Genomic DNA, 17595 nt, shown 5'->3' with positions numbered 1-17595 from the left:
GTGCGGATGCCACCGGTATAATTCCCACGCCCGGGCCGCATCCGTGCTACTGTGTGCGCCGTTTCACCCCACCGCTTAGTGGGGTCCTCTCGCTGTTTTACGGTGCCTCAGGCCGACCTCATCGCCATTGCCCCTCTAAGCTTAGTGCCGCCAGAGGAGCCACCATGAGTACCGTTTCCCCGATTTCGTTGCGTCCACGCCCCTATTCCGCCCAGGCACCACCCACCAGCGCTTCCTCCTTGCCCGACCCCGCCCTGCATAACGCCCACACCCTGCCCCACCCCACCAGCAACCGCACCGCCACCGCGATCATCTATTGCGAAGGCCAGTTCGGTGACATCGACGGCAAAACCGCCAACGGCCTGATTCGTCACTCGGAAAAATATACCGTGCTGTCAGTGATCGACAGTACCCAGGCCGGGCTCGACAGCGGCATGATTCTGGACGGCACCGCCAACGGTATTCCGGTATGCCGCGACATGGACGACGCCCTCAGTCAAACAACGACGCTCCCGGATTTTTTGATTTTCGGCATGGCGCCGGCCAGCGGCCTGCTCTCCGACGCCCAGCGCGAGGTGGTGCTGGCCGCCATGGGCAAGGGCATGAGCATCGTTAACGGCCTGCATGAATTTCTCAACGACGACCCGGAATTCGCCGCCGCCCGCATTGCCCACAAGGTGGATATCGTCGATGTGCGCCGACCCCGGCCAAAGAAATTTCTGCGCATGTTCAGCGGCAGCATCCATCAGGTCACCTGCCCACGCATTGCCGTACTGGGCACCGACTGCGCCATCGGCAAACGCACCACCGCCACCGTGCTCACCGCCGCCCTCAATGCCATCGGCCTCAAGGCAGTAATGGTAGGCACCGGCCAGACCGGGCTGATCCAGGGCGCCCGTTACGGTGTCGCGCTGGACTCAGTACCCTCGCAATTTTGTGCCGGCGAACTGGAAGCCACCATCGTCGAGGCATTTAACAACGAGCAGCCGGACGTGATCATCATTGAAGGCCAGGGCGCCCTGAGTCACCCGGCCTTCTCTACCACCTCCTTTATTCTGCGCGGCGCCTGCCCGCAGGCGGTGGTGCTGCAGCATGCGCCCGGGCGAACGTCCCGCTGCGACTTCGACAACATGGCCATGCCGAACCCGGCGGACGAAATCACCCTGATCGAGACCTTTGCCGACACCCGCGTGATCGGCATGACCCTCAACCACGAGCACATGGATGACGACCAGGTCAGCCTGGCCATGGTCCGCTTCGGCCAGGAACTGGGCATCCCGGTCACCGACGCCCTGAACCGGCCGGCCCGGCACCTGCTGGAGATGGTGTTTGCCGCCTTTCCTGCCCTGCGCCAAGAACTGACAGGCGCGCCGCAATGAGCGCGCCGCGACTGGACATCAATCTGGACAAGATCAGCCACAATGCCCGCATGCTGGTGGAAGACCTGGGCGACCGGGGCATCGCCGTCACCGGCGTCACCAAGGCGGCACTGGGCTCCCTGGACATTGCCAAGGCCATGTTGCGCGCCGGCATGAGCGGGCTGGGGGATTCGCGCATCGAGAATATCGAGGCCATGCGCCAGCAGCGCATTTCTGCCCCCATCATGCTGATCCGCTCGCCCATGCTCAGCCAGGTGGAGCGGGTGGTACGCAACGCGGATATCAGTTTCAACACCGAACTGTCGGTGGTACGCCGACTGTCCGCCGCCGCCGAGGAAGCCGAACGCAGCCACGGTATCGTGCTGATGGTGGAACTGGGAGATCTGCGTGAGGGCATTCTCCCTGAAGATCTGATCAGCGCCGCCCGCGAAGTGGTGCGGCTGCCCAACCTGGAGCTCACCGGCATCGGCACCAACCTGGCCTGCCACAGCGGCATGGCCCCGGATGCGGACAACATGGGCGCCCTGTCGACCCTGGCCGGCGAGGTGGAAACCGCGCTGGGTATCCAGCTGCGACTGGTTTCCGGCGGCAATTCCGCCAACCTGGACTGGGCACTGGGCAACAGCGCCACCGGCCGCATCAACCATCTGCGCCTCGGCGAAGCCATCCTGCTCGGTTGCGAGCCCCTGCATCGTCAGCCCGTTGACGGCCTGCACACCGACGCCATCACCCTGGTGGCGGAAGTAATCGAGTCGAAAACCAAACCGTCCCTGCCCTGGGGCACGCTGGCCGAAACCGCCTTCGGCGGCGACGTGGTTTCCACCGATAGCGGCGACATGACACGGGCGATTCTGGCGGTGGGGGAACAGGATCTGGACCCGAACGGACTGCTTGCACCCGAGGGTCTGACCATTCTCGGCGCCAGCGGCGATCACCTGCTGCTGGACTGCGGCAAACTGCGCCTGCGGGTGGGGGACGAAGTGCGTTTCGGCGTCAACTACAGCGCCCTGGTGCGCGCCATGACCTCACCGTTCGTGGAAAAGAAAATGATCCGCGGCAAGCCGGTCACCCAGCACCGGAAGTAGTGCGCGGTTGTCGAAAAGATAAAAGGCGGAAAAGCGGTTTTACCACAGAGGACTCCAAACCCACCGAGAAAATGTTTATCTCCGTGTCCTCTGTGCCCTCTGTGGTAAAAAAATCTTTACGACCTACAGGCTGCGCTGATTCACTCGCTTCATCAGTTCTTCAGCACTTTCCTTGCGCTCGGAATAGCGGTCGGTGAGGTAGTCGCTGCGGTCGCGGGTAAGCAGCGTGAACTTCACCAGCTCTTCCATCACATCAACAATACGGTCATAGAAGCCTGAGGCTTTCATGCGATCGTTTTCATCGAATTCCAGAAACGCTTTGGGCACCGACGACTGATTGGGGATGGTGAGCATGCGCATCCAGCGGCCCAGCACGCGCAGCTGGTTGACCGCATTGAACGATTGCGAGCCGCCACATACCTGCATCACCGCCAGGGTTTTTCCCTGGGTAGGACGCACTGCGCCCAGGGACAAGGGAATCCAGTCGATCTGCGCTTTCATGATGCCGGTCATGGCGCCATGGCGCTCCGGCGAGCACCACACCATCCCCTCACTCCAGGTCACCAGATCGCGCAGTTCCTGCACCTTTGGGTGGCTGGCATCTTCACTGTCCGGCAGCGGCAGGCCATCGGCATGAAAAATCCGCGGCTCCGCCCCCATGGCCTCCAGCAGACGCGCCGCCTCGGCCACCACCAATCGGCTGAAGGAACGCTGGCGCAGGGACCCGTACAACAACAGGATGCGCGGCTTGTGGGTGGACGATTGATCCCGGAATACGCTGTCGGTAGTCGGGACCTGGAAACAATCGTTATCGAGGTTAGGCATATCTTTCATGGCACGGTGACTTCTTTCGCAATAATGGAGGCCGTCTTCGCGATGCAGGCATCGCTTCCCACAAGTGGCCGAAGGGCCTCTGTGGGAATGACGAACCCTTGATCACAAACGGTTTTGATTTCGCTATTAACTATTCACTATTAACTATTCATTGCTCTCTTCGAACCAGTGGGGAGTGCGATTCACGATCGCCACCAGGGTCAGCATCACCGGTACTTCCACCAGCACCCCCACCACCGTGGCCAGCGCCGCGCCGGAGTGCAGACCGAACAGGCTGATGGCCACGGCCACCGCCAGTTCGAAGAAATTGCTGGTGCCGATCAGGCAGGCAGGGCCGGCCACGTTGTGTTTCAGCCGCAGGCGACGAGCCGCCCAGTAAGCAATCACGAAGATGCCGTAGGTCTGGATCAGCAGCGGGATAGCGATCAGCACGATGGCCATGGGTTTGGCGAGGATGGTTTCCGCCTGGAAGCCGAACAGCAGCACCACCGTGGCCAGCAAACCCATGACGCTGATCGGCTTGAGCGCCCCAACGAAGCTTTCCACTTTCGCCTCGCCACCTTTAGCCACCAGCATCTGGCGTGTGAGGAAACCGGCGATCAGCGGCAGCACCACATACAGCACCACGGACAACAACAGCGTATCCCAGGGAACGGTGATATCACTGACACCCAGCAGCAGGGCGGCGATAGGGGCAAAGGCAAACACCATGATGATGTCGTTCACCGACACCTGCACCAGGGTGTAGTTAGCGTCGCCCTTGGTCAGGTGGCTCCACACGAACACCATGGCTGTACAGGGCGCCACGCCCAGCAGGATCATGCCGGCGATGTACTCGGTGGCAGTCTGCGGGTCCACCCAGCCGGCGAACAATACCTTGAAGAACAGCCAGCCCAGCGCCGCCATGGTGAACGGCTTGATCAACCAGTTGATCACCAGAGTGAGCAGCAACCCCCGTGGGTTCTGTCCCACTTTCTTGATCGCGGTGAAATCAATCTGGATCATCATCGGGTAGACCATCACCCAGATGAACACCGCCACCGCCAGATTCACGTGGGCGTACTCAAACGCGGCCACCGCCTGAAACAGGGGCGGCACTGCCAACCCCAGGCCGACCCCGGCAATAATCGCCAGGCCCACCCAGACGCTGAGGTAACGTTCAAAAAACGGCATCAGTGGTCCTCCAGGTCCCGGTGGATTTGCTCACCGCTGGCCACCAGGCCTTTCTCATTGAGGTCATCCAGCGACACCGCGAACAGTGCCTGAAGACGTTTTTCCAGTTGCTGGTAGGTAGCCTCAAAGGCGGCGGCAATGTCCTCGTCCGTGCCTTGCACATGGGCCGGGTCCGGCAGACCCCAATGCAGTTTGGGCACATCCCCCAGCCACACCGGGCAGGCTTCTCCGGCAGCGCTGTCGCAGACGGTGATGATCAGATCAATATCTTCATCGGCCAGGTCGTCCATGGACTTGGAGGCCGGGTTAGCCGGGGTAATGCCATGGCGGGCCAGCACCGCCAGCGCCCCGGGATTCACCTGACCGGTGGGATGGCTGCCGGCACTGAGCCCCCGAAAACGATCTTCGCCCAGGGCATTGATCAACGCTTCGCCGATAATGGAACGGCAGGAATTACCGGTGCACAGCACCAGAATCGTCACGGGTTGCAGTTGCATGTCAGTTCTCGCAGCAGGCAGGGACAGGAAGGGTCAAAGACAGGGCCTCGCAGGCCGGTGATACCAGATTCGCCAACGTCTGTTGGGCCCAGGCGGGCAGCTCCGGGTTGATGCGGTAATGCATCCAGGTGCCCTGGCGCCGCGCCACCACCAGCTGACACTGGCGCAACTGGGCCAGATGCCGGGACACGGTGGACTGCGGCGCACTGACCGCATCCACCAAATCACACACACAAACCTCGCCCTGACCGTGCAACAGACAGACCAGACTCAAGCGAAGATCATCGCCGAGGCATTTGCAGAGCTGGGTGGGAGTGAGCATGGGCCGCCCTGTATTCGTATATTCGGAAATACGGATATTAAAGACGCACGTTGCAAGATACAAGGCTCAATGCGGGAAGGTTTTGTGACGATGCCCGAAACGAAAAAGGCCGCGCCCGAAACGGGCACAGCCTTTATAAGGGTCCTGTAGGAGCGTCGCTGTCGGCGCGATGATGCAAAGTTCCGAGTTGCGAGAAGCGAGTTTCGAAGATCAAAACCGGTTTTGCTTTTCGTTACTCGAAACTCGTCACTCGCTTCTGCGGGCGATTTCCTCGCTGCGCTCGGTTCGCGTCTCAAGCGACCCTCCTACAGCGGCAACGTAGCAGGGTTTTGCTCGTGGCTAGAAGCTCGTAGCTCGCAGCTGTCTTTTACTTCTTCAGCTTGGCTTCGATCTCGTCCACGGTGATGTGGCGTACGTCCTTGCCTTCCACCAGGTAGATGACCTGCTCGCCGATGTTGCGGGCGTGGTCACCGATACGCTCCAAAGCACGCAGGGACCAGATGATGTTGAGGATCCGGGTAATAGAGCGCGGATCTTCCATCATGAAGGTCACCAGCGAACGCATGGCGCTGCGGTATTCCATGTCCACTTCGTTGTCTTCAGCGGCGACGGCCAGGGCTTTCTTGGCATCGAAACGGGCGAACGCGTCCAGGGTATCGCGCAGCATGTTGCGCACGTGGTTGCCAATGTGCCGCACTTCCACGTAGCCACGGGGGGACTCGCCCTCTTCCGCAAGCTGCTGGCCCATGCGGGCAATCTTGGCCGATTCGTCGCCGATCCGTTCCAGGTCGGAGACGGCCTTGGTGACGGCAATGATCAGACGCAGGTCGGAGGCCGCAGGCTGGCGCAGAGCCAGTACCCGGGTGCATTCCTCGTCGATCAGCATTTCCAGCTTGTCGACCTTGTCTTCCGTCTCCAGCACCTTCTGGGCCAGGTCGGAATCCGCATGCAGCAACGCCTGCAAGGCATCCACTACCTGCTTTTCCACCAGGCCACCCATCTCCATCAGATTGTTGCGGATGGATTCCAGCGCCTCATTGAACTGGGTTGAGCTGTGCTCACCAAAATGCATGCGATCCATGATCTGTTTTCCTCCGAGCGGCGCTTAGCCGAAGCGCCCGGTGATATAGGCTTCCGTCAGATCGTGTTCCGGTTTGGTGAACACGGTCTCGGTGTCATTCATTTCCACCAGACGACCCAGGTGGAAGTAGGCGGTGCGGTGTGACACCCGCGCGGCCTGCTGCATGGAGTGGGTAACGATGGCGATGGTGTAGGACTCGCTCAGTTCGCTGATCAGCTCTTCGATCTTGGCAGTGGCGATGGGGTCCAGCGCGGAGCAGGGCTCATCCATCAGCACCACTTCCGGGCTCACCGCGATGGTGCGGGCAATACACAGACGCTGCTGCTGGCCACCGGACAGGCCGGTGCCGGACGCATGCAGGCGGTCTTTCACCTCATCCCACAGGCCGGCTTTGCGCAGGCTGTTTTCCACGATCTCATCCAGGTCGTATTTCTTGTTGGCCAGGCCATGGATGCGCGGCCCATAGGCCACGTTATCGTAGATGGATTTGGGGAACGGGTTGGGTTTCTGGAACACCATGCCCACCCGGGCACGCAGCTCCACCACATCCAGTTTCGGGTCGTAAAGATCCTGCCCTTCCAGATGCAGATCGCCCTTCACCCGACAGATATCAATGGTGTCGTTCATGCGGTTCAGGCAGCGCAGGAAGGTGGACTTGCCGCAACCGGACGGACCAATCAGCGAGACCACTTCGTTCTTGCCGATATCCAGGCTGACGCCATGGATAGCCTGATTATCGGCGTAGAACACCTCCACATCACGCAGGCGCATTTTCGGGTTGTCCACAAAGGGCTGACCCACGGTCTGATCGGGATAGGGAGTGTCTTGTGTCATTGCGTCACGCTCGTTTATGGCCTTGTCTTTGGCCGCATCATTGTTGCCCAGAGACGGTTTGTCCAGTTGCTGTGCGGTTTCCATCACTCAAATCCTCGTTACCGGTCCGTTACCAGCGCCGCTCAAGACGCTTGCGCAGTACCACCGCCAGGGTGTTCATGGTGATCAGGAAGGCCAGCAGCACCATGATCGCGGCGGACGCCAACGCTTCGAAAGATTGCTCCGGGCTGTCTGCCCACAGGTAGATCTGTACCGGCAGTACCGTGGCAGCATCCAGCGGGCCGGCGGGCAGATCGACGATAAAGGCCACCATGCCGATCATCAGCAGCGGTGCGGTTTCACCCAGGGCCTGGGCCATACCGATGATGGCACCGGTGAGCATGCCCGGCAGCGCCAGCGGCAGCACATGGTGCAATACCACCTGCATCTTCGACGCCCCCAGCCCCATGGCCGCCTGGCGAATGCTGGGCGGTACCGCCTTGATGGCGGCGCGGCTGGAAATGATGATGGTCGGCAGCGTCATCAACGTCAGTACGATACCGCCCACCAGTGGCACCGAGCGGGGCAGGCCGAACAGGCCGATGATCACCGCCAGACCCAGCAGGCCGAAGATGATCGACGGTACCGCCGCCAGGTTGTTGATGTTCACTTCAATGAAATCGGTGAACTTGTTCTTCGGGGCAAATTCTTCCAGGTAGATCGCCGCGGCCACACCCACCGGAAAACTCAACACCAGGGTCACAATCATGGTGAACAGCGACCCGAGAATGGCGCCGAGAATACCGGCCTGTTCCGGCTCACGGGAATCGCCGTAGCTGAACAGGGACTGGTTGAATACCATCCGGGTTTCCCCGGAGGCTTCCAGCTCGGCGACCCACTGCTGCTGCTTGGTATTCAGGCGGCTGTCTTCGCGTTGCTTTTCACTGGCCTTGAGGAACAGGTCCACGTCGTCATCGGCCAGCAACCACAGGGTGCGGGTCTCGCCCAGCAGGGAAGGATCTTCGCGCAACATATCGCGCAGGGCATAACCGGCGCCGGTGCTCACCAGCTGGTTCAACGCCCGGGTATCCTGGCGTCCTTCCACGGTGGGGAAGCGCTCTGCCAGGGCGTCGCGGATCACCCCCTGATAATTACCGTAGTTCAGTTCATCCTCGTCGCGGGGGTCGCTGACATCCAGCACCTCGGCGTCAAAGGTGATCGGCAGCTGGACTTCATACTCGAAGAACGCGCTGTGACCCTTGCCAATAATGTCGGTGAACAGCAGCACCAGGGCCATCAAGCCAATGCCGATGGAGCCGATGCCAAATGCCTTGAAGCGCTTCTCGGCCCGGTAGCGCCGGGCCAGCGTCTTGCGAACTTTTTCCGTGGTTTCGCTCATGGTCTCTCTCCGGCTCCTAGTCGTACTGCTCGCGGTATTTCTTCACGATATGCAGCGCGAAGATATTCATGACCAGGGTGGTGATGAACAACATCAGGCCCAGGGCGAAGGCCGCCAGGGTCTTGGCGCTGTCGAATTCCTGGTCGCCGGTCAGCAAAGTCACAATCTGTACGGTGATGGTGGTCACCGCTTCCAGCGGATTGGCGGTCAGATTGGCCGCCAGGCCAGCGGCCATCACCACGATCATGGTTTCGCCAATGGCCCGGGAGGCGGCCAGCAGGATGCCGCCCATGATGCCCGGCAGGGCCGCCGGGAAAATCACCTTCTTGATGGTTTCGCTCTTGGTGGCGCCCAGCCCGAGGGAGCCATCACGCATGGCCTGGGGCACGGCAGTAATCACATCGTCCGCCAGGGAAGACACGAAGGGGATAATCATGATGCCCATCACCAGGCCGGCAGCCAGAGCGGATTCCGACGCCACATCCAGGCCGATGGATTCGCCCATGCCACGAATGAAAGGCGCCACCGTCAGGGCGGCAAAGAAGCCGTACACCACAGTGGGCACCCCGGCCAGTACTTCCAGTGCCGGCTTGGCCACGGTACGAACCCGGTTGCTGGCGTATTCCGCCAGGTAGATGGCGGACATCAGTCCCACCGGCACCGCCACCAGCAATGCAATGGCGGAAATCAGCATGGTGCCCATGAACAATGGCACGGCACCGAAGGCACCGCCGGACGCTACCTGATCGGCGCGCAGGGCAGTCTGTGGGCTCCACTGCAACCCGAACAGGAAATCGGTGACCGGCACCTTGCCGAAGAAGCGGATGGATTCGAACAGGACCGACAGCACAATGCCCACGGTGGTCAGGATCGCCACCGTGGCACACAGCATGAAGAGGGTCTGCAGTACCCGCTCCACCTGCTGGCGAGCGCGCAACTGCGGTGACACTTTCAGCCAGGCCCAGGCGCCGCCGAACATGCACAGCACGATAATCACCACGGTCAGGGCCATGGCGCTGGTCTGGCGCAGGGCCTGCAGGTTCTCTGCCGCGGCAGCAATGGGCGCTTCGACGAAATTAGCAGGCAGCGCACCGCTGGCCACGTTCTGGATCTTGCTGAGCGTCAGGTTATAGCTGGACGCATCCGTCGGCTGCAGCTCCGCCGGCAAGCCGGCAAGCACCTGCTGGCGGATAATGCTGTCATCAAACGCCAGCCACAGGCCCAGCACCACCAGAGCAGGAATGGCACACCACATGGCCGAACGCATGGCAAAGTAAAACGGCAGCGAGTGCAGGTGGCGAATCCCCCCCAGGGGACGGGCCAGCGCGTAGGAGCGGCGAAGCCCCACAAAGTAGGCGCCAGCCACCATCACCACCAGCAGTAACAGCAGGTTTCCGGTTTGCATGTAGTACTCCGATCGGATTTGCTCAAACAAAATCACCGCAATGATCTTGGTGGAACAAATACAGGTTTTTCAGGGGCGAAAAAGCCCGGTGGCAAACACCACCGGGCCGAAAGCATCCATGCTTTTTGTTATTCCCTTACAACTCTTCGCCAGTCATGGACTTCAGGCTGCGGGCCTGCTTGGCCATGCTCTTGCGCAGGTCATCACCCAGCGGGATCAGGCCTTTCTCGCCCAGGTAACCCTGGTCGCCCCAGGCTTTCTCGCTGGTGAACTCTTTCACGTAGCCTTCGATACCGGGTACCACACCCACGTGGGCTTTCTTCACGTAGAAGAACAGGGAGCGGGATACCGGGTAGTCGCCGGAGCCGATGGCTTCGAAGGTCGGCTCAACACCATCCACGTTGGCAGCCTGTACCACACCGCGGTTCTGATCCAGGAAGGAGTAACCGAACACACCGTAGGCGGCCGGGTTCTTTTCCAGTTTCTGCACGATCAGGTTGTCGTTTTCACCGGCTTCCACATAAACACCGTCTTCACGAACGCTGCGGCAGATGGCCTTGTACTTGGACTTGTCTTCGCTCTTGATGGCCTTCAGCCAGGGGAAGGTCTTGCAACCACCCTCGATGGCCAGCTCGTTGAAGGCATCACGGGTACCGGAAGTCGGCGGCGGACCGAGTACTTCGATTTCGGTGTTGGGCAGCGCCGGGTTCACGTCTTTCCAGGTCTTGTAAGGGTTGGCAACCAGCTCTTCGCTGCCATCCGGGTTCGGTACATCCTTGGCCAGGGCCAGGAAGATGTCACGCAGGGACAGATCGATGTGCTCGCCCTTCACGGAGTTGGCGATAACGATGCCATCGTAGCCGACCTTCACTTCGGTGATGTCTTTCACGCCATTGCTCTGGCACAGCTCGAACTCGGACTTCTTCATGCGACGTGACGCATTGGTGATGTCCGGGTGCTGGGTACCAACGCCCTGGCAGAACAGCTTCATGCCGCCGCCGGAACCGGTGGATTCGATTTTCGGGGTGGCGTTGCCGGTACGACCGAAACGCTCGGCCACCACGGTGGCGAACGGATATACCGTGGAGGAACCCACGATGGAGATAGTGTCACGCGCCATGGCAGTACCCGGTACGCTGGCCATGGCCAGTGCAGCGGCGGCACCTGCCAGAGTTGCTTTCATCTTGAAGTTCACGGTTAAGCCTCCTAGTTACATGGCACCGGCGCTTGTCAGGTTTGACCCCACCCCGGTTTTGTTCTTGCAATCTTTGCAAACCAGTTCATGTTTCAGCACAGCGCATGCTAGAGAGGGTTTATGACAGCAACATTACAGGATCATTGCGCCCCTGTGATCTGTCAGTTTTACCGGCAATCCCGCCCGATACTCTGGTTCTAGCCGGCAGCCCCCGTATAATGCGGGTTTTCGCGGGATGCATCCGTATCACAGATGGCACCGGAGCCAGTCTCCCGGGGCACAGGTTTTTATGACACAACAACTATTACGCTGGCAGCAACGTCTGGCCGGTTTTACCACCCTGGTGGGCCGCAGCAGCGCCTGGCTGGCCCTGCTGCTGGTACTGGGCACGGTGCTGGTGGTGGTGCTGCGTTATGGCTTCGGCATCGGCAATATCGCCCTTCAGGAATCGCTCACCTATCTGCACGGCAGCCTCTTTATGCTGGCAATTGCCTATACCCTGGCCGAGGACGAGCATGTGCGCGTGGATGTGCTCTACCAGCGCTTCAGCCCCCGGGGCCGGGCCTGGGTCAATCTGCTGGGCACCCTGTTCCTGCTGTTGCCGGTGTGTGCGGCCATTTTCTGGCTGTCGCTGGACTATGTGATCAGTAGCTGGCGTGAGCAGGAAACCTCCGCCAATGGCGGCCTGCCTTTTGTCTATTTGCTGAAAACCCTGCTGCTGATCCTGCCCGCCCTGCTCACCGTGCAGGCTCTGGCGGAGCTGTTGCGCCACAGCCTGACTCTGCTGGGGGCAGTACCGCCAGCGCCCCAGGACCATCCCGGGGAGGGCCTGTGATGGAATGGGTTCCCCTGCTCATGTTTGTGGTGGTCTGCCTGGTGCTGCTCAGCGGCTACCCGGTGGCCTTTGTACTGGGCGGCACCGCCCTGTTGTTCGCCGCCGCCGGCATGGTGACCGGCACGTTCAGCCCGGCGGACCTGACCTTTGTGCCCAACCGGCTGTTCGGCATCATCGACAACACCACCCTGATGGCGGTGCCACTGTTCGTGTTCATGGGGGTGATGCTGGAGAAATCCCGGGTGGCGGAAAAGCTGCTGGCCAGCATGGGCCAGCTGTTCGGCGGCCTGCCCGGCGGCATGGGCGTGGCCATCATTCTGGTAGGGGCGCTACTGGCCGCCAGCACCGGCATCGTCGGCGCCACCGTGGTGACCATGGGGCTACTGTCGCTGCCCACCATGCTGCGTCAGGGCTACCAGCCGCAGCTGTCCACCGGGCTGATCTGTGCCACCGGCACCCTGGGGCAGATCATCCCCCCTTCCATTGCGCTGGTGCTGCTTGGCGATGTGTTGGCCAACGCCTATCAGGAAGCCCAGCTCAAGCAGGGGCTGTGGTCCCTGGACACGGTGTCCGTGGGCGATCTGTTTGTCGGGGCGCTGATTCCCGGCCTGATTCTGGTGGGCCTGTATCTCTTGTATGTGGTAGCCATCAGCCTGCTGAAACCGCAGTGGGCACCCGCGTTTCAGACCAATGATGGCGAGCCGCGCGGCTGGCGCCCCCTGCTGGGCGGCCTGATTCCGCCGCTGCTGCTGATTGCGGCGGTGCTGGGCTCCATTCTCACCGGCAAGGCCACCCCCACCGAAGCCGCCGGCGTGGGCGCGTTTGGTTCGCTGTTGCTGGCGGCCGGCAACCGGCACCTGAACGGACAGATTCTCGGCCAGGTGGTGCGCGCCACCAGCCGGGTCACCGCCATGGTGTTCATGATCCTGATCGGCGCCAGCCTGTTTTCCCTGGTGTTTCGCGGTTTCGGTGGCGAGGAAGCGGTCCATGCCCTGTTCGAGAGCCTGCCCGGTGGGGTGATCGGCGCCACCCTGCTGGTGATGCTGCTGATCTTTCTGCTCGGCTTTATCCTCGACTTTATCGAGATTACCTTTGTGGTGGTGCCCATTGTCGGCCCGGTACTGCTGGCCATGGGTCTGGACCCGATCTGGCTGGGGGTAATGATCGCCCTGAACTTGCAAACCAGTTTTCTGACCCCACCCTTCGGGTTTGCCCTGTTTTACCTGCGCGGCGTAGCGCCGCCAGAGGTAAAAACCGCGCAGATTTACCAGGGCGTGATACCTTTTATCATTATCCAGCTGCTGATGCTGGGTATACTGGCGCTGTTCCCGGAACTGGCCACCTGGCTTCCTGATCAACTGTACGGGTAAATGAATTTCGGCGCGGCTGTGTATAGACTCCAAACCGGCTCAAAATATTACGGATAACAAACATGACCGATAACACCGACGACATGCCCCAGCCCATCGGCACCCTGGCCATTCAGACCATCGCCATGCCGCAGAGCGCCAACTGGAATGGCGATATCTTTGGTGGCTGGCTGGTATCGCAGATGGACCTGGCCGGTGCTGTCACCGCCCGCAAGAAAGCCCGTGGCCGGGTGGCCACCGTGGCGATTGATTCCATGGCCTTCCTGCGCCCGGTGCCGGTGGGCGCTGTAGTCAGCTGCTACACCCAGTTGCAGGATGTGGGCCGCAGCTCCATGCAGATTCTGGTGGAAGTGTGGATCCGCGAAGACACCGGCACCCTGTCGAAAGTGACCGAAGGGCATTTCACCTTTGTCGCGATTGATGACACCGGGCGGACCCGGGCGGTGCCAAGGGATTGACCAAGGCCTGCCGCCGTAGGAGCGTCGCTGGCGGCGCGATAGCCCAAAACCTGAAAAGCGGTATTTACCACAGAGGGCACAGAGATCACTGAGGAAAAGAAAGGTTTTTCTCTGTGTGCTCTGTGCCCTCTGTGGTGAAATGGCTTTTGATCCTGGTCTTTTATCGCGCCGCCAGCGACGCTCCTACGGCTGGGGTTCGGTTTTCTCTAGAGCAGTCTCCGCTCAACCCTTGGCTAACTCACTCCGCACGTTCATATACGACTGCTCGGCCACCGCCATGTATTCCACGGATTCGTCGCGGAACCTGCGGTAGGACTCGTACACCTTGCGCGCTTCGCTGTTGTCGGCCACAAGCGCTTCGATCACCTCGTCGCTGGCCTCCTTCAGTGCCTTGAGGACATCATCGGGCAACCGGCGCAGTTTCACCCCGTGCTTGTTGACCAGCTCCTGGAGGGCCGCGTTGTTCTGGGCGGTGTACTCGTCGAGCATGTCCTGGTTTTCCGACTGGGCGGCGTAACGGATGATCGCCTGCAGGTCCGCCGGCAAGCTGTCCCATACCGTCTTGTTGATGGTCAGTTCCAGAGTCGGGCCCGGCTCCTGCCAACCCGGGTAATAGTAGTACTCGGCGACCCGGTGCAGGCCAAAGGTCAGATCGTTGTAGGGGCCGACCCAGTCCGCCGCATCAATGGCACCGGTCTGCATGGAGGTGAACACCTCGGCACCCGGCAACTGCACTGGCGTGGCACCCACCTTGCCCAGCACCTCTCCGGCGAGGCCCGGCATACGCATCTTCAGACCCTTCAGGTCCTCCACGCTGTTGATTTCCTTGTTGAACCAACCCGCCATCTGGGTGCCGGTGTTGCCACAGGCAAACGGCTTGAGATTGAACTGAGCGTAGAGATCGTCCCACAGTTTCTGACCGCCACCATGGTGCAACCAGCCATTCATTTCCTGGGCCGTAAGCCCGAAGGGGACGGCGGTAAAGAACGGCGTGGCCGGGTGCTTGCCTTTCCAGTAGTAGGCGGCCCCATGACCCATCTCGGCGCTGCCCTGGCGCACCGCATCGAACACTTCAAAGGCCGGCACCAGTTCCTTGGCGCCATAGACCTTGATCTTGATACGCCCGGCAGACATCTCTTCCACCCGCTTGGCAAAGCGGTTGGCGCCAGCCCCCAGGCCGGGATAGTTCTTCGGCCAAGTGGTGACCATTTTCCATTCGTAGGTCTGCTGTTCGGGCTTTTTCTTTTCCGGCTGCGTGCCGGCGGCAGCCTGACCGTCCACGGGCGGGCAATCTTTCTGTTCGCAGCCGGCCAGCGCCAGGCCACCCAACCCCAGACCCAGGGCGGAAACAAATTTACGACGATCCAAGGTAGTTCCTCCGATAAAGGGCGGCAGCACACTGCCGCTTTCGGGTTATTTTTCTCGCCGGATGCCTGAGGCAGGACGCTGGTGTAGCGTCCTGCCTCAGGCATTCGGCGTTATATCACTTCCAGCCGGGCGTACTGGCTGACCAGCCACTTGGTGCCGGCGCCGTCAAAATTGATCTGCAGCCGGGCGTTGGGGCCCTGGCCTTCGAAGTGCAATACGGTGCCTTCGCCGAATTTCGGGTGCAATACCCGCGCGCCCAGGTTGATGCCATTGGACTCGGTTTCCCGAATCGGCCGCGACGCGCCGCCCACCGGCCGGCTGAAGCCGGCCCGGGCGCGGATTTCTTCCAGAAACTCGGCGGGGATCTCGCGCAGGAAGCGACTGGGCGGATTGTGGTTTTCATTGCCGTACAGACGACGGCTTTCCGCATGGGTCAGGTACAACTCGCGCATGGCGCGGGTCAGGCCCACGTAGCAAAGACGCCGCTCTTCGGCCATGCGGCCCGGCTCCTGGCTGGACATCTGGTGGGGGAACAGACCTTCCTCCATGCCACAGATGAACACCGCCGGGAACTCCAGGCCCTTGGCGGAGTGCAGGGTCATCATCTGCACCGCGTCCTCGTGGGCGTCGGCCTGGCCCTCGCCGGATTCCAGAGCGGCGTGGTCCAGAAAGGCGGTGAGGCTGTCCAGTTCGGAGTCTTCATCCTCGTCACCGAATTCCCGGGTGGCAGAGACCAGTTCGCGCAGGTTTTCCAGACGCTGCTGGCCCTTTTCGCCTTTTTCCTTGCCATGGAAATCCACCAGGCCGCTGGCTTCGATCACGTGTTCGGTGGTTTCCGCCAGCGACAGGCCGTCGCACTGCTGCTCCAGCTGCACCACCAGGTTCAGGAACACCGCCAGGGCATTGGTGGCACGAGCGGTAAGTAACTGCTCACTGATCAGCGCCTGGGCCGCCGCCCACAGGGACACGCCACGCTGACGCGCCAGCTCGCGCAGGCTTTCCAGGGTCTTGTTGCCGATGCCCCGGGTGGGCGTATTCACCACCCGTTCGAAGGCCGCGTCCGCATCGCGATGGCTGAGCAGACGCAGGTAGGCCAGGGCATTCTTGATCTCGGCACGCTCGAAGAAGCGCTGACCACCGTAAATGCGGTAGGGAATGCCGGCCTGCAAAAAGGCTTCTTCCAGTACCCGGGACTGGGCGTTGGAGCGGTACAGCACCGCCATTTCCCGCCGTGCGGTGCCTTCCTGAAACAGCTTCTCCACCCGCCCGGCAATAAAGCGGGCTTCGTCCACTTCATTGAAACCGGCATAGAGGCGAATCGGGTCGCCGTCGCTGCCCTCGGTCCACAGTTCCTTGCCGAGCCGGTCGGCATTGTTACCGATCACGGCGTTGGCGGCTTTCAGGATGGTGCCGGTGGAGCGGTAGTTCTGCTCCAGGCGAATGGTGCGGGTATCCGGGAAATCGCGGCTGAACTTGTGGATGTTCTCGATCTTGGCACCGCGCCAGCCGTAGATGGACTGATCATCATCACCGACGATGGTCACGGCGTTATCGTCGTTGGCCAGCAACCGCAGCCAGGCGTACTGGATGCTGTTGGTATCCTGGAACTCGTCCACCAGAATGTGCCGGAAGCGGCGCTGATAATGGCCACGCAGGCCATCGTTATCGCGGAACAGCTCCAGCACCCGCAGCAGCATTTCGTTGAAATCCACCAGGCCACTGCGCTCGCAGGCTTCTTCGTAGCCGGAGTAGATCTTCTGCATGGTCTGCACGAACAGGTCGCCATTGGCGTCCATGTGCTTGGCACGCAGGCCTTCATCCTTCTGACCGTTGATAAACCAGGTGGCCTGACGGGCCGGCCAGCGCTGCTCGTCCAGCCCCAGTTCCTTGATCACCCGCTTGATCAGACGAATCTGGTCATCCGCATCGATGATCTGGAACCCCTGGGGCAGGCCCGCTTCCTGCCAGTGGGCGCGCAGCAGGCGATGGGCAATGCCGTGGAAGGTGCCCACCCACATGCCGTCGGCGGACATGTCCAGCAGCTGCTCGATACGCCCGCGCATTTCGGCAGCGGCCTTGTTGGTAAAGGTCACCGCCAGAATACCGAACGGCGAGGCCTGCTCGGTGGCGATCTGCCAGGCGATGCGGTGCACCAGCACCCGGGTCTTGCCCGAGCCGGCACCGGCCAGCACCAATAAATGTCGGTCATCGGCAGCCACCGCATCGCGCTGGGCCGGGTTCAGGCCATCAATAAGGGAAGTTACGTCATCCATGGCGCGGGAGTTTAGCAGAATGTCCGCTGGCGCGATGCCTGCATACTGAACCCGGCCAGAGGAATCCCTGTGACATGGCAATACGCCACTATCGATAGTGAGATGGCG

Annotated in this window: 16 protein-coding genes; 5 read left to right on the top strand and 11 right to left on the bottom strand. The window is 61.1% G+C overall.

The window, feature by feature from the left end; translation table 11 throughout:
* Window positions 1-164 precede the first annotated feature (164 nt).
* Window positions 165-1379: a DUF1611 domain-containing protein gene (locus Q0Y02_RS10730; protein WP_297767871.1), complete on the top strand. Its 1215-nt coding sequence runs from the start codon at window positions 165-167 to the stop codon at window positions 1377-1379.
* Window positions 1376-2464 (top strand): alanine/ornithine racemase family PLP-dependent enzyme, encoded by a 1089-nt coding sequence (locus Q0Y02_RS10725; RefSeq protein WP_297767868.1) that lies wholly within the window; start codon window positions 1376-1378, stop codon window positions 2462-2464. Before Q0Y02_RS10730 ends, Q0Y02_RS10725 begins: the two co-directional genes overlap by 4 nt.
* A 123-nt stretch (window positions 2465-2587) precedes the next feature.
* Here Q0Y02_RS10725 and arsH read toward each other — a convergent pair whose 3' ends face one another.
* The 9 genes from arsH to Q0Y02_RS10680 form a co-directional block, all read right to left on the bottom strand.
* On the bottom strand, window positions 2588-3298 hold the full coding sequence (arsH, locus tag Q0Y02_RS10720; RefSeq protein ID WP_297767865.1) for an arsenical resistance protein ArsH: 711 nt from the start codon (window positions 3296-3298) through the stop codon (window positions 2588-2590).
* Window positions 3299-3442: 144 nt separating this feature from the next.
* Window positions 3443-4471, bottom strand: a complete 1029-nt coding sequence (arsB, locus tag Q0Y02_RS10715; RefSeq protein ID WP_297767862.1) for an ACR3 family arsenite efflux transporter — start codon at window positions 4469-4471, stop codon at window positions 3443-3445.
* Entirely contained in the window at window positions 4471-4968 is a 498-nt protein-coding gene (locus tag Q0Y02_RS10710) for an arsenate reductase ArsC (protein WP_297767859.1), read from the bottom strand. The genes arsB and Q0Y02_RS10710 overlap by 1 nt, the downstream gene beginning before the upstream one ends.
* A 1-nt stretch (window position 4969) precedes the next feature.
* Window positions 4970-5290, bottom strand: coding sequence for a metalloregulator ArsR/SmtB family transcription factor (locus Q0Y02_RS10705; protein WP_297767856.1), 321 nt, complete (start codon window positions 5288-5290; stop codon window positions 4970-4972).
* A 367-nt stretch (window positions 5291-5657) separates the two neighbouring features.
* Window positions 5658-6371, bottom strand: coding sequence for a phosphate signaling complex protein PhoU (gene phoU / locus Q0Y02_RS10700; protein WP_084573518.1), 714 nt, complete (start codon window positions 6369-6371; stop codon window positions 5658-5660).
* Between the two features lie 24 nt (window positions 6372-6395).
* A complete protein-coding gene (pstB, locus tag Q0Y02_RS10695) occupies window positions 6396-7289 on the bottom strand; it encodes a phosphate ABC transporter ATP-binding protein PstB (protein ID WP_035249715.1) in 894 nt (297 codons plus the stop codon).
* Between the two features lie 25 nt (window positions 7290-7314).
* Window positions 7315-8583, bottom strand: coding sequence for a phosphate ABC transporter permease PstA (gene pstA / locus Q0Y02_RS10690; protein WP_035249713.1), 1269 nt, complete (start codon window positions 8581-8583; stop codon window positions 7315-7317).
* Window positions 8584-8599: 16 nt separating this feature from the next.
* Window positions 8600-9988, bottom strand: coding sequence for a phosphate ABC transporter permease subunit PstC (gene pstC / locus Q0Y02_RS10685; protein ID WP_035249711.1), 1389 nt, complete (start codon window positions 9986-9988; stop codon window positions 8600-8602).
* Window positions 9989-10124: 136 nt separating this feature from the next.
* Window positions 10125-11171: a substrate-binding domain-containing protein gene (locus Q0Y02_RS10680; RefSeq protein ID WP_035249897.1), complete on the bottom strand. Its 1047-nt coding sequence runs from the start codon at window positions 11169-11171 to the stop codon at window positions 10125-10127.
* 301 nt (window positions 11172-11472) lie between these two features.
* Between Q0Y02_RS10680 and Q0Y02_RS10675 the strand changes: the two genes are divergently transcribed.
* The 3 genes from Q0Y02_RS10675 to Q0Y02_RS10665 all read left to right on the top strand — a co-directional run bounded on the left by Q0Y02_RS10675 (window position 11473) and on the right by Q0Y02_RS10665 (window position 13846).
* Entirely contained in the window at window positions 11473-12018 is a 546-nt protein-coding gene (locus Q0Y02_RS10675; protein ID WP_297767847.1) for a TRAP transporter small permease subunit, read from the top strand.
* The gene (locus tag Q0Y02_RS10670; RefSeq protein ID WP_297767844.1) at window positions 12018-13388 is read left to right on the top strand and encodes a TRAP transporter large permease subunit; all 1371 of its coding nucleotides are present in this window, start codon (window positions 12018-12020) and stop codon (window positions 13386-13388) included. Before Q0Y02_RS10675 ends, Q0Y02_RS10670 begins: the two co-directional genes overlap by 1 nt.
* Before the next feature lie 62 nt (window positions 13389-13450).
* Window positions 13451-13846 (top strand): acyl-CoA thioesterase, encoded by a 396-nt coding sequence (locus Q0Y02_RS10665; RefSeq protein ID WP_035249705.1) that lies wholly within the window; start codon window positions 13451-13453, stop codon window positions 13844-13846.
* A gap of 222 nt (window positions 13847-14068) precedes the next feature.
* On the opposite strand, the gene Q0Y02_RS10660 is transcribed toward Q0Y02_RS10665, so the two are convergent.
* Both Q0Y02_RS10660 and uvrD read right to left on the bottom strand, forming a co-directional pair.
* The gene (locus Q0Y02_RS10660; protein WP_273009165.1) at window positions 14069-15214 is read right to left on the bottom strand and encodes a TRAP transporter substrate-binding protein; all 1146 of its coding nucleotides are present in this window, start codon (window positions 15212-15214) and stop codon (window positions 14069-14071) included.
* 110 nt (window positions 15215-15324) lie between these two features.
* Window positions 15325-17487 (bottom strand): DNA helicase II, encoded by a 2163-nt coding sequence (gene uvrD / locus Q0Y02_RS10655; protein WP_297767838.1) that lies wholly within the window; start codon window positions 17485-17487, stop codon window positions 15325-15327.
* Window positions 17488-17595 lie beyond the last annotated feature (108 nt).

It is taken from the genome of uncultured Alcanivorax sp., from assembly GCF_947258575.1.
In the GTDB taxonomy this organism is placed as follows: domain Bacteria; phylum Pseudomonadota; class Gammaproteobacteria; order Pseudomonadales; family Alcanivoracaceae; genus Alcanivorax.
The sequence above is the reverse complement of the archived record's forward strand: the minus strand, read 5'-3'. Positions and strand labels throughout refer to the sequence as shown.

What these genes read in the sequence shown, in the direction of transcription:
- pstB (WP_035249715.1), bottom strand. Translation starts at nt 7,289, where the DNA reads ATGGAAACCGCACAGCAACTGGACAAACCGTCTCTGGGCAACAATGAT.
- Q0Y02_RS10675 (WP_297767847.1), top strand. Translation starts at nt 11,473, where the DNA reads ATGACACAACAACTATTACGCTGGCAGCAACGTCTGGCCGGTTTTACC.
- phoU (WP_084573518.1), bottom strand. Translation starts at nt 6,371, where the DNA reads ATGGATCGCATGCATTTTGGTGAGCACAGCTCAACCCAGTTCAATGAG.
- Q0Y02_RS10670 (WP_297767844.1), top strand. Translation starts at nt 12,018, where the DNA reads ATGGAATGGGTTCCCCTGCTCATGTTTGTGGTGGTCTGCCTGGTGCTG.
- Q0Y02_RS10730 (WP_297767871.1), top strand. Translation starts at nt 165, where the DNA reads ATGAGTACCGTTTCCCCGATTTCGTTGCGTCCACGCCCCTATTCCGCC.
- Q0Y02_RS10710 (WP_297767859.1), bottom strand. Translation starts at nt 4,968, where the DNA reads ATGCAACTGCAACCCGTGACGATTCTGGTGCTGTGCACCGGTAATTCC.
- pstA (WP_035249713.1), bottom strand. Translation starts at nt 8,583, where the DNA reads ATGAGCGAAACCACGGAAAAAGTTCGCAAGACGCTGGCCCGGCGCTAC.
- uvrD (WP_297767838.1), bottom strand. Translation starts at nt 17,487, where the DNA reads ATGGATGACGTAACTTCCCTTATTGATGGCCTGAACCCGGCCCAGCGC.
- Q0Y02_RS10725 (WP_297767868.1), top strand. Translation starts at nt 1,376, where the DNA reads ATGAGCGCGCCGCGACTGGACATCAATCTGGACAAGATCAGCCACAAT.
- arsH (WP_297767865.1), bottom strand. Translation starts at nt 3,298, where the DNA reads ATGAAAGATATGCCTAACCTCGATAACGATTGTTTCCAGGTCCCGACT.
- arsB (WP_297767862.1), bottom strand. Translation starts at nt 4,471, where the DNA reads ATGCCGTTTTTTGAACGTTACCTCAGCGTCTGGGTGGGCCTGGCGATT.
- Q0Y02_RS10665 (WP_035249705.1), top strand. Translation starts at nt 13,451, where the DNA reads ATGACCGATAACACCGACGACATGCCCCAGCCCATCGGCACCCTGGCC.
- pstC (WP_035249711.1), bottom strand. Translation starts at nt 9,988, where the DNA reads ATGCAAACCGGAAACCTGCTGTTACTGCTGGTGGTGATGGTGGCTGGC.
- Q0Y02_RS10705 (WP_297767856.1), bottom strand. Translation starts at nt 5,290, where the DNA reads ATGCTCACTCCCACCCAGCTCTGCAAATGCCTCGGCGATGATCTTCGC.
- Q0Y02_RS10680 (WP_035249897.1), bottom strand. Translation starts at nt 11,171, where the DNA reads ATGAAAGCAACTCTGGCAGGTGCCGCCGCTGCACTGGCCATGGCCAGC.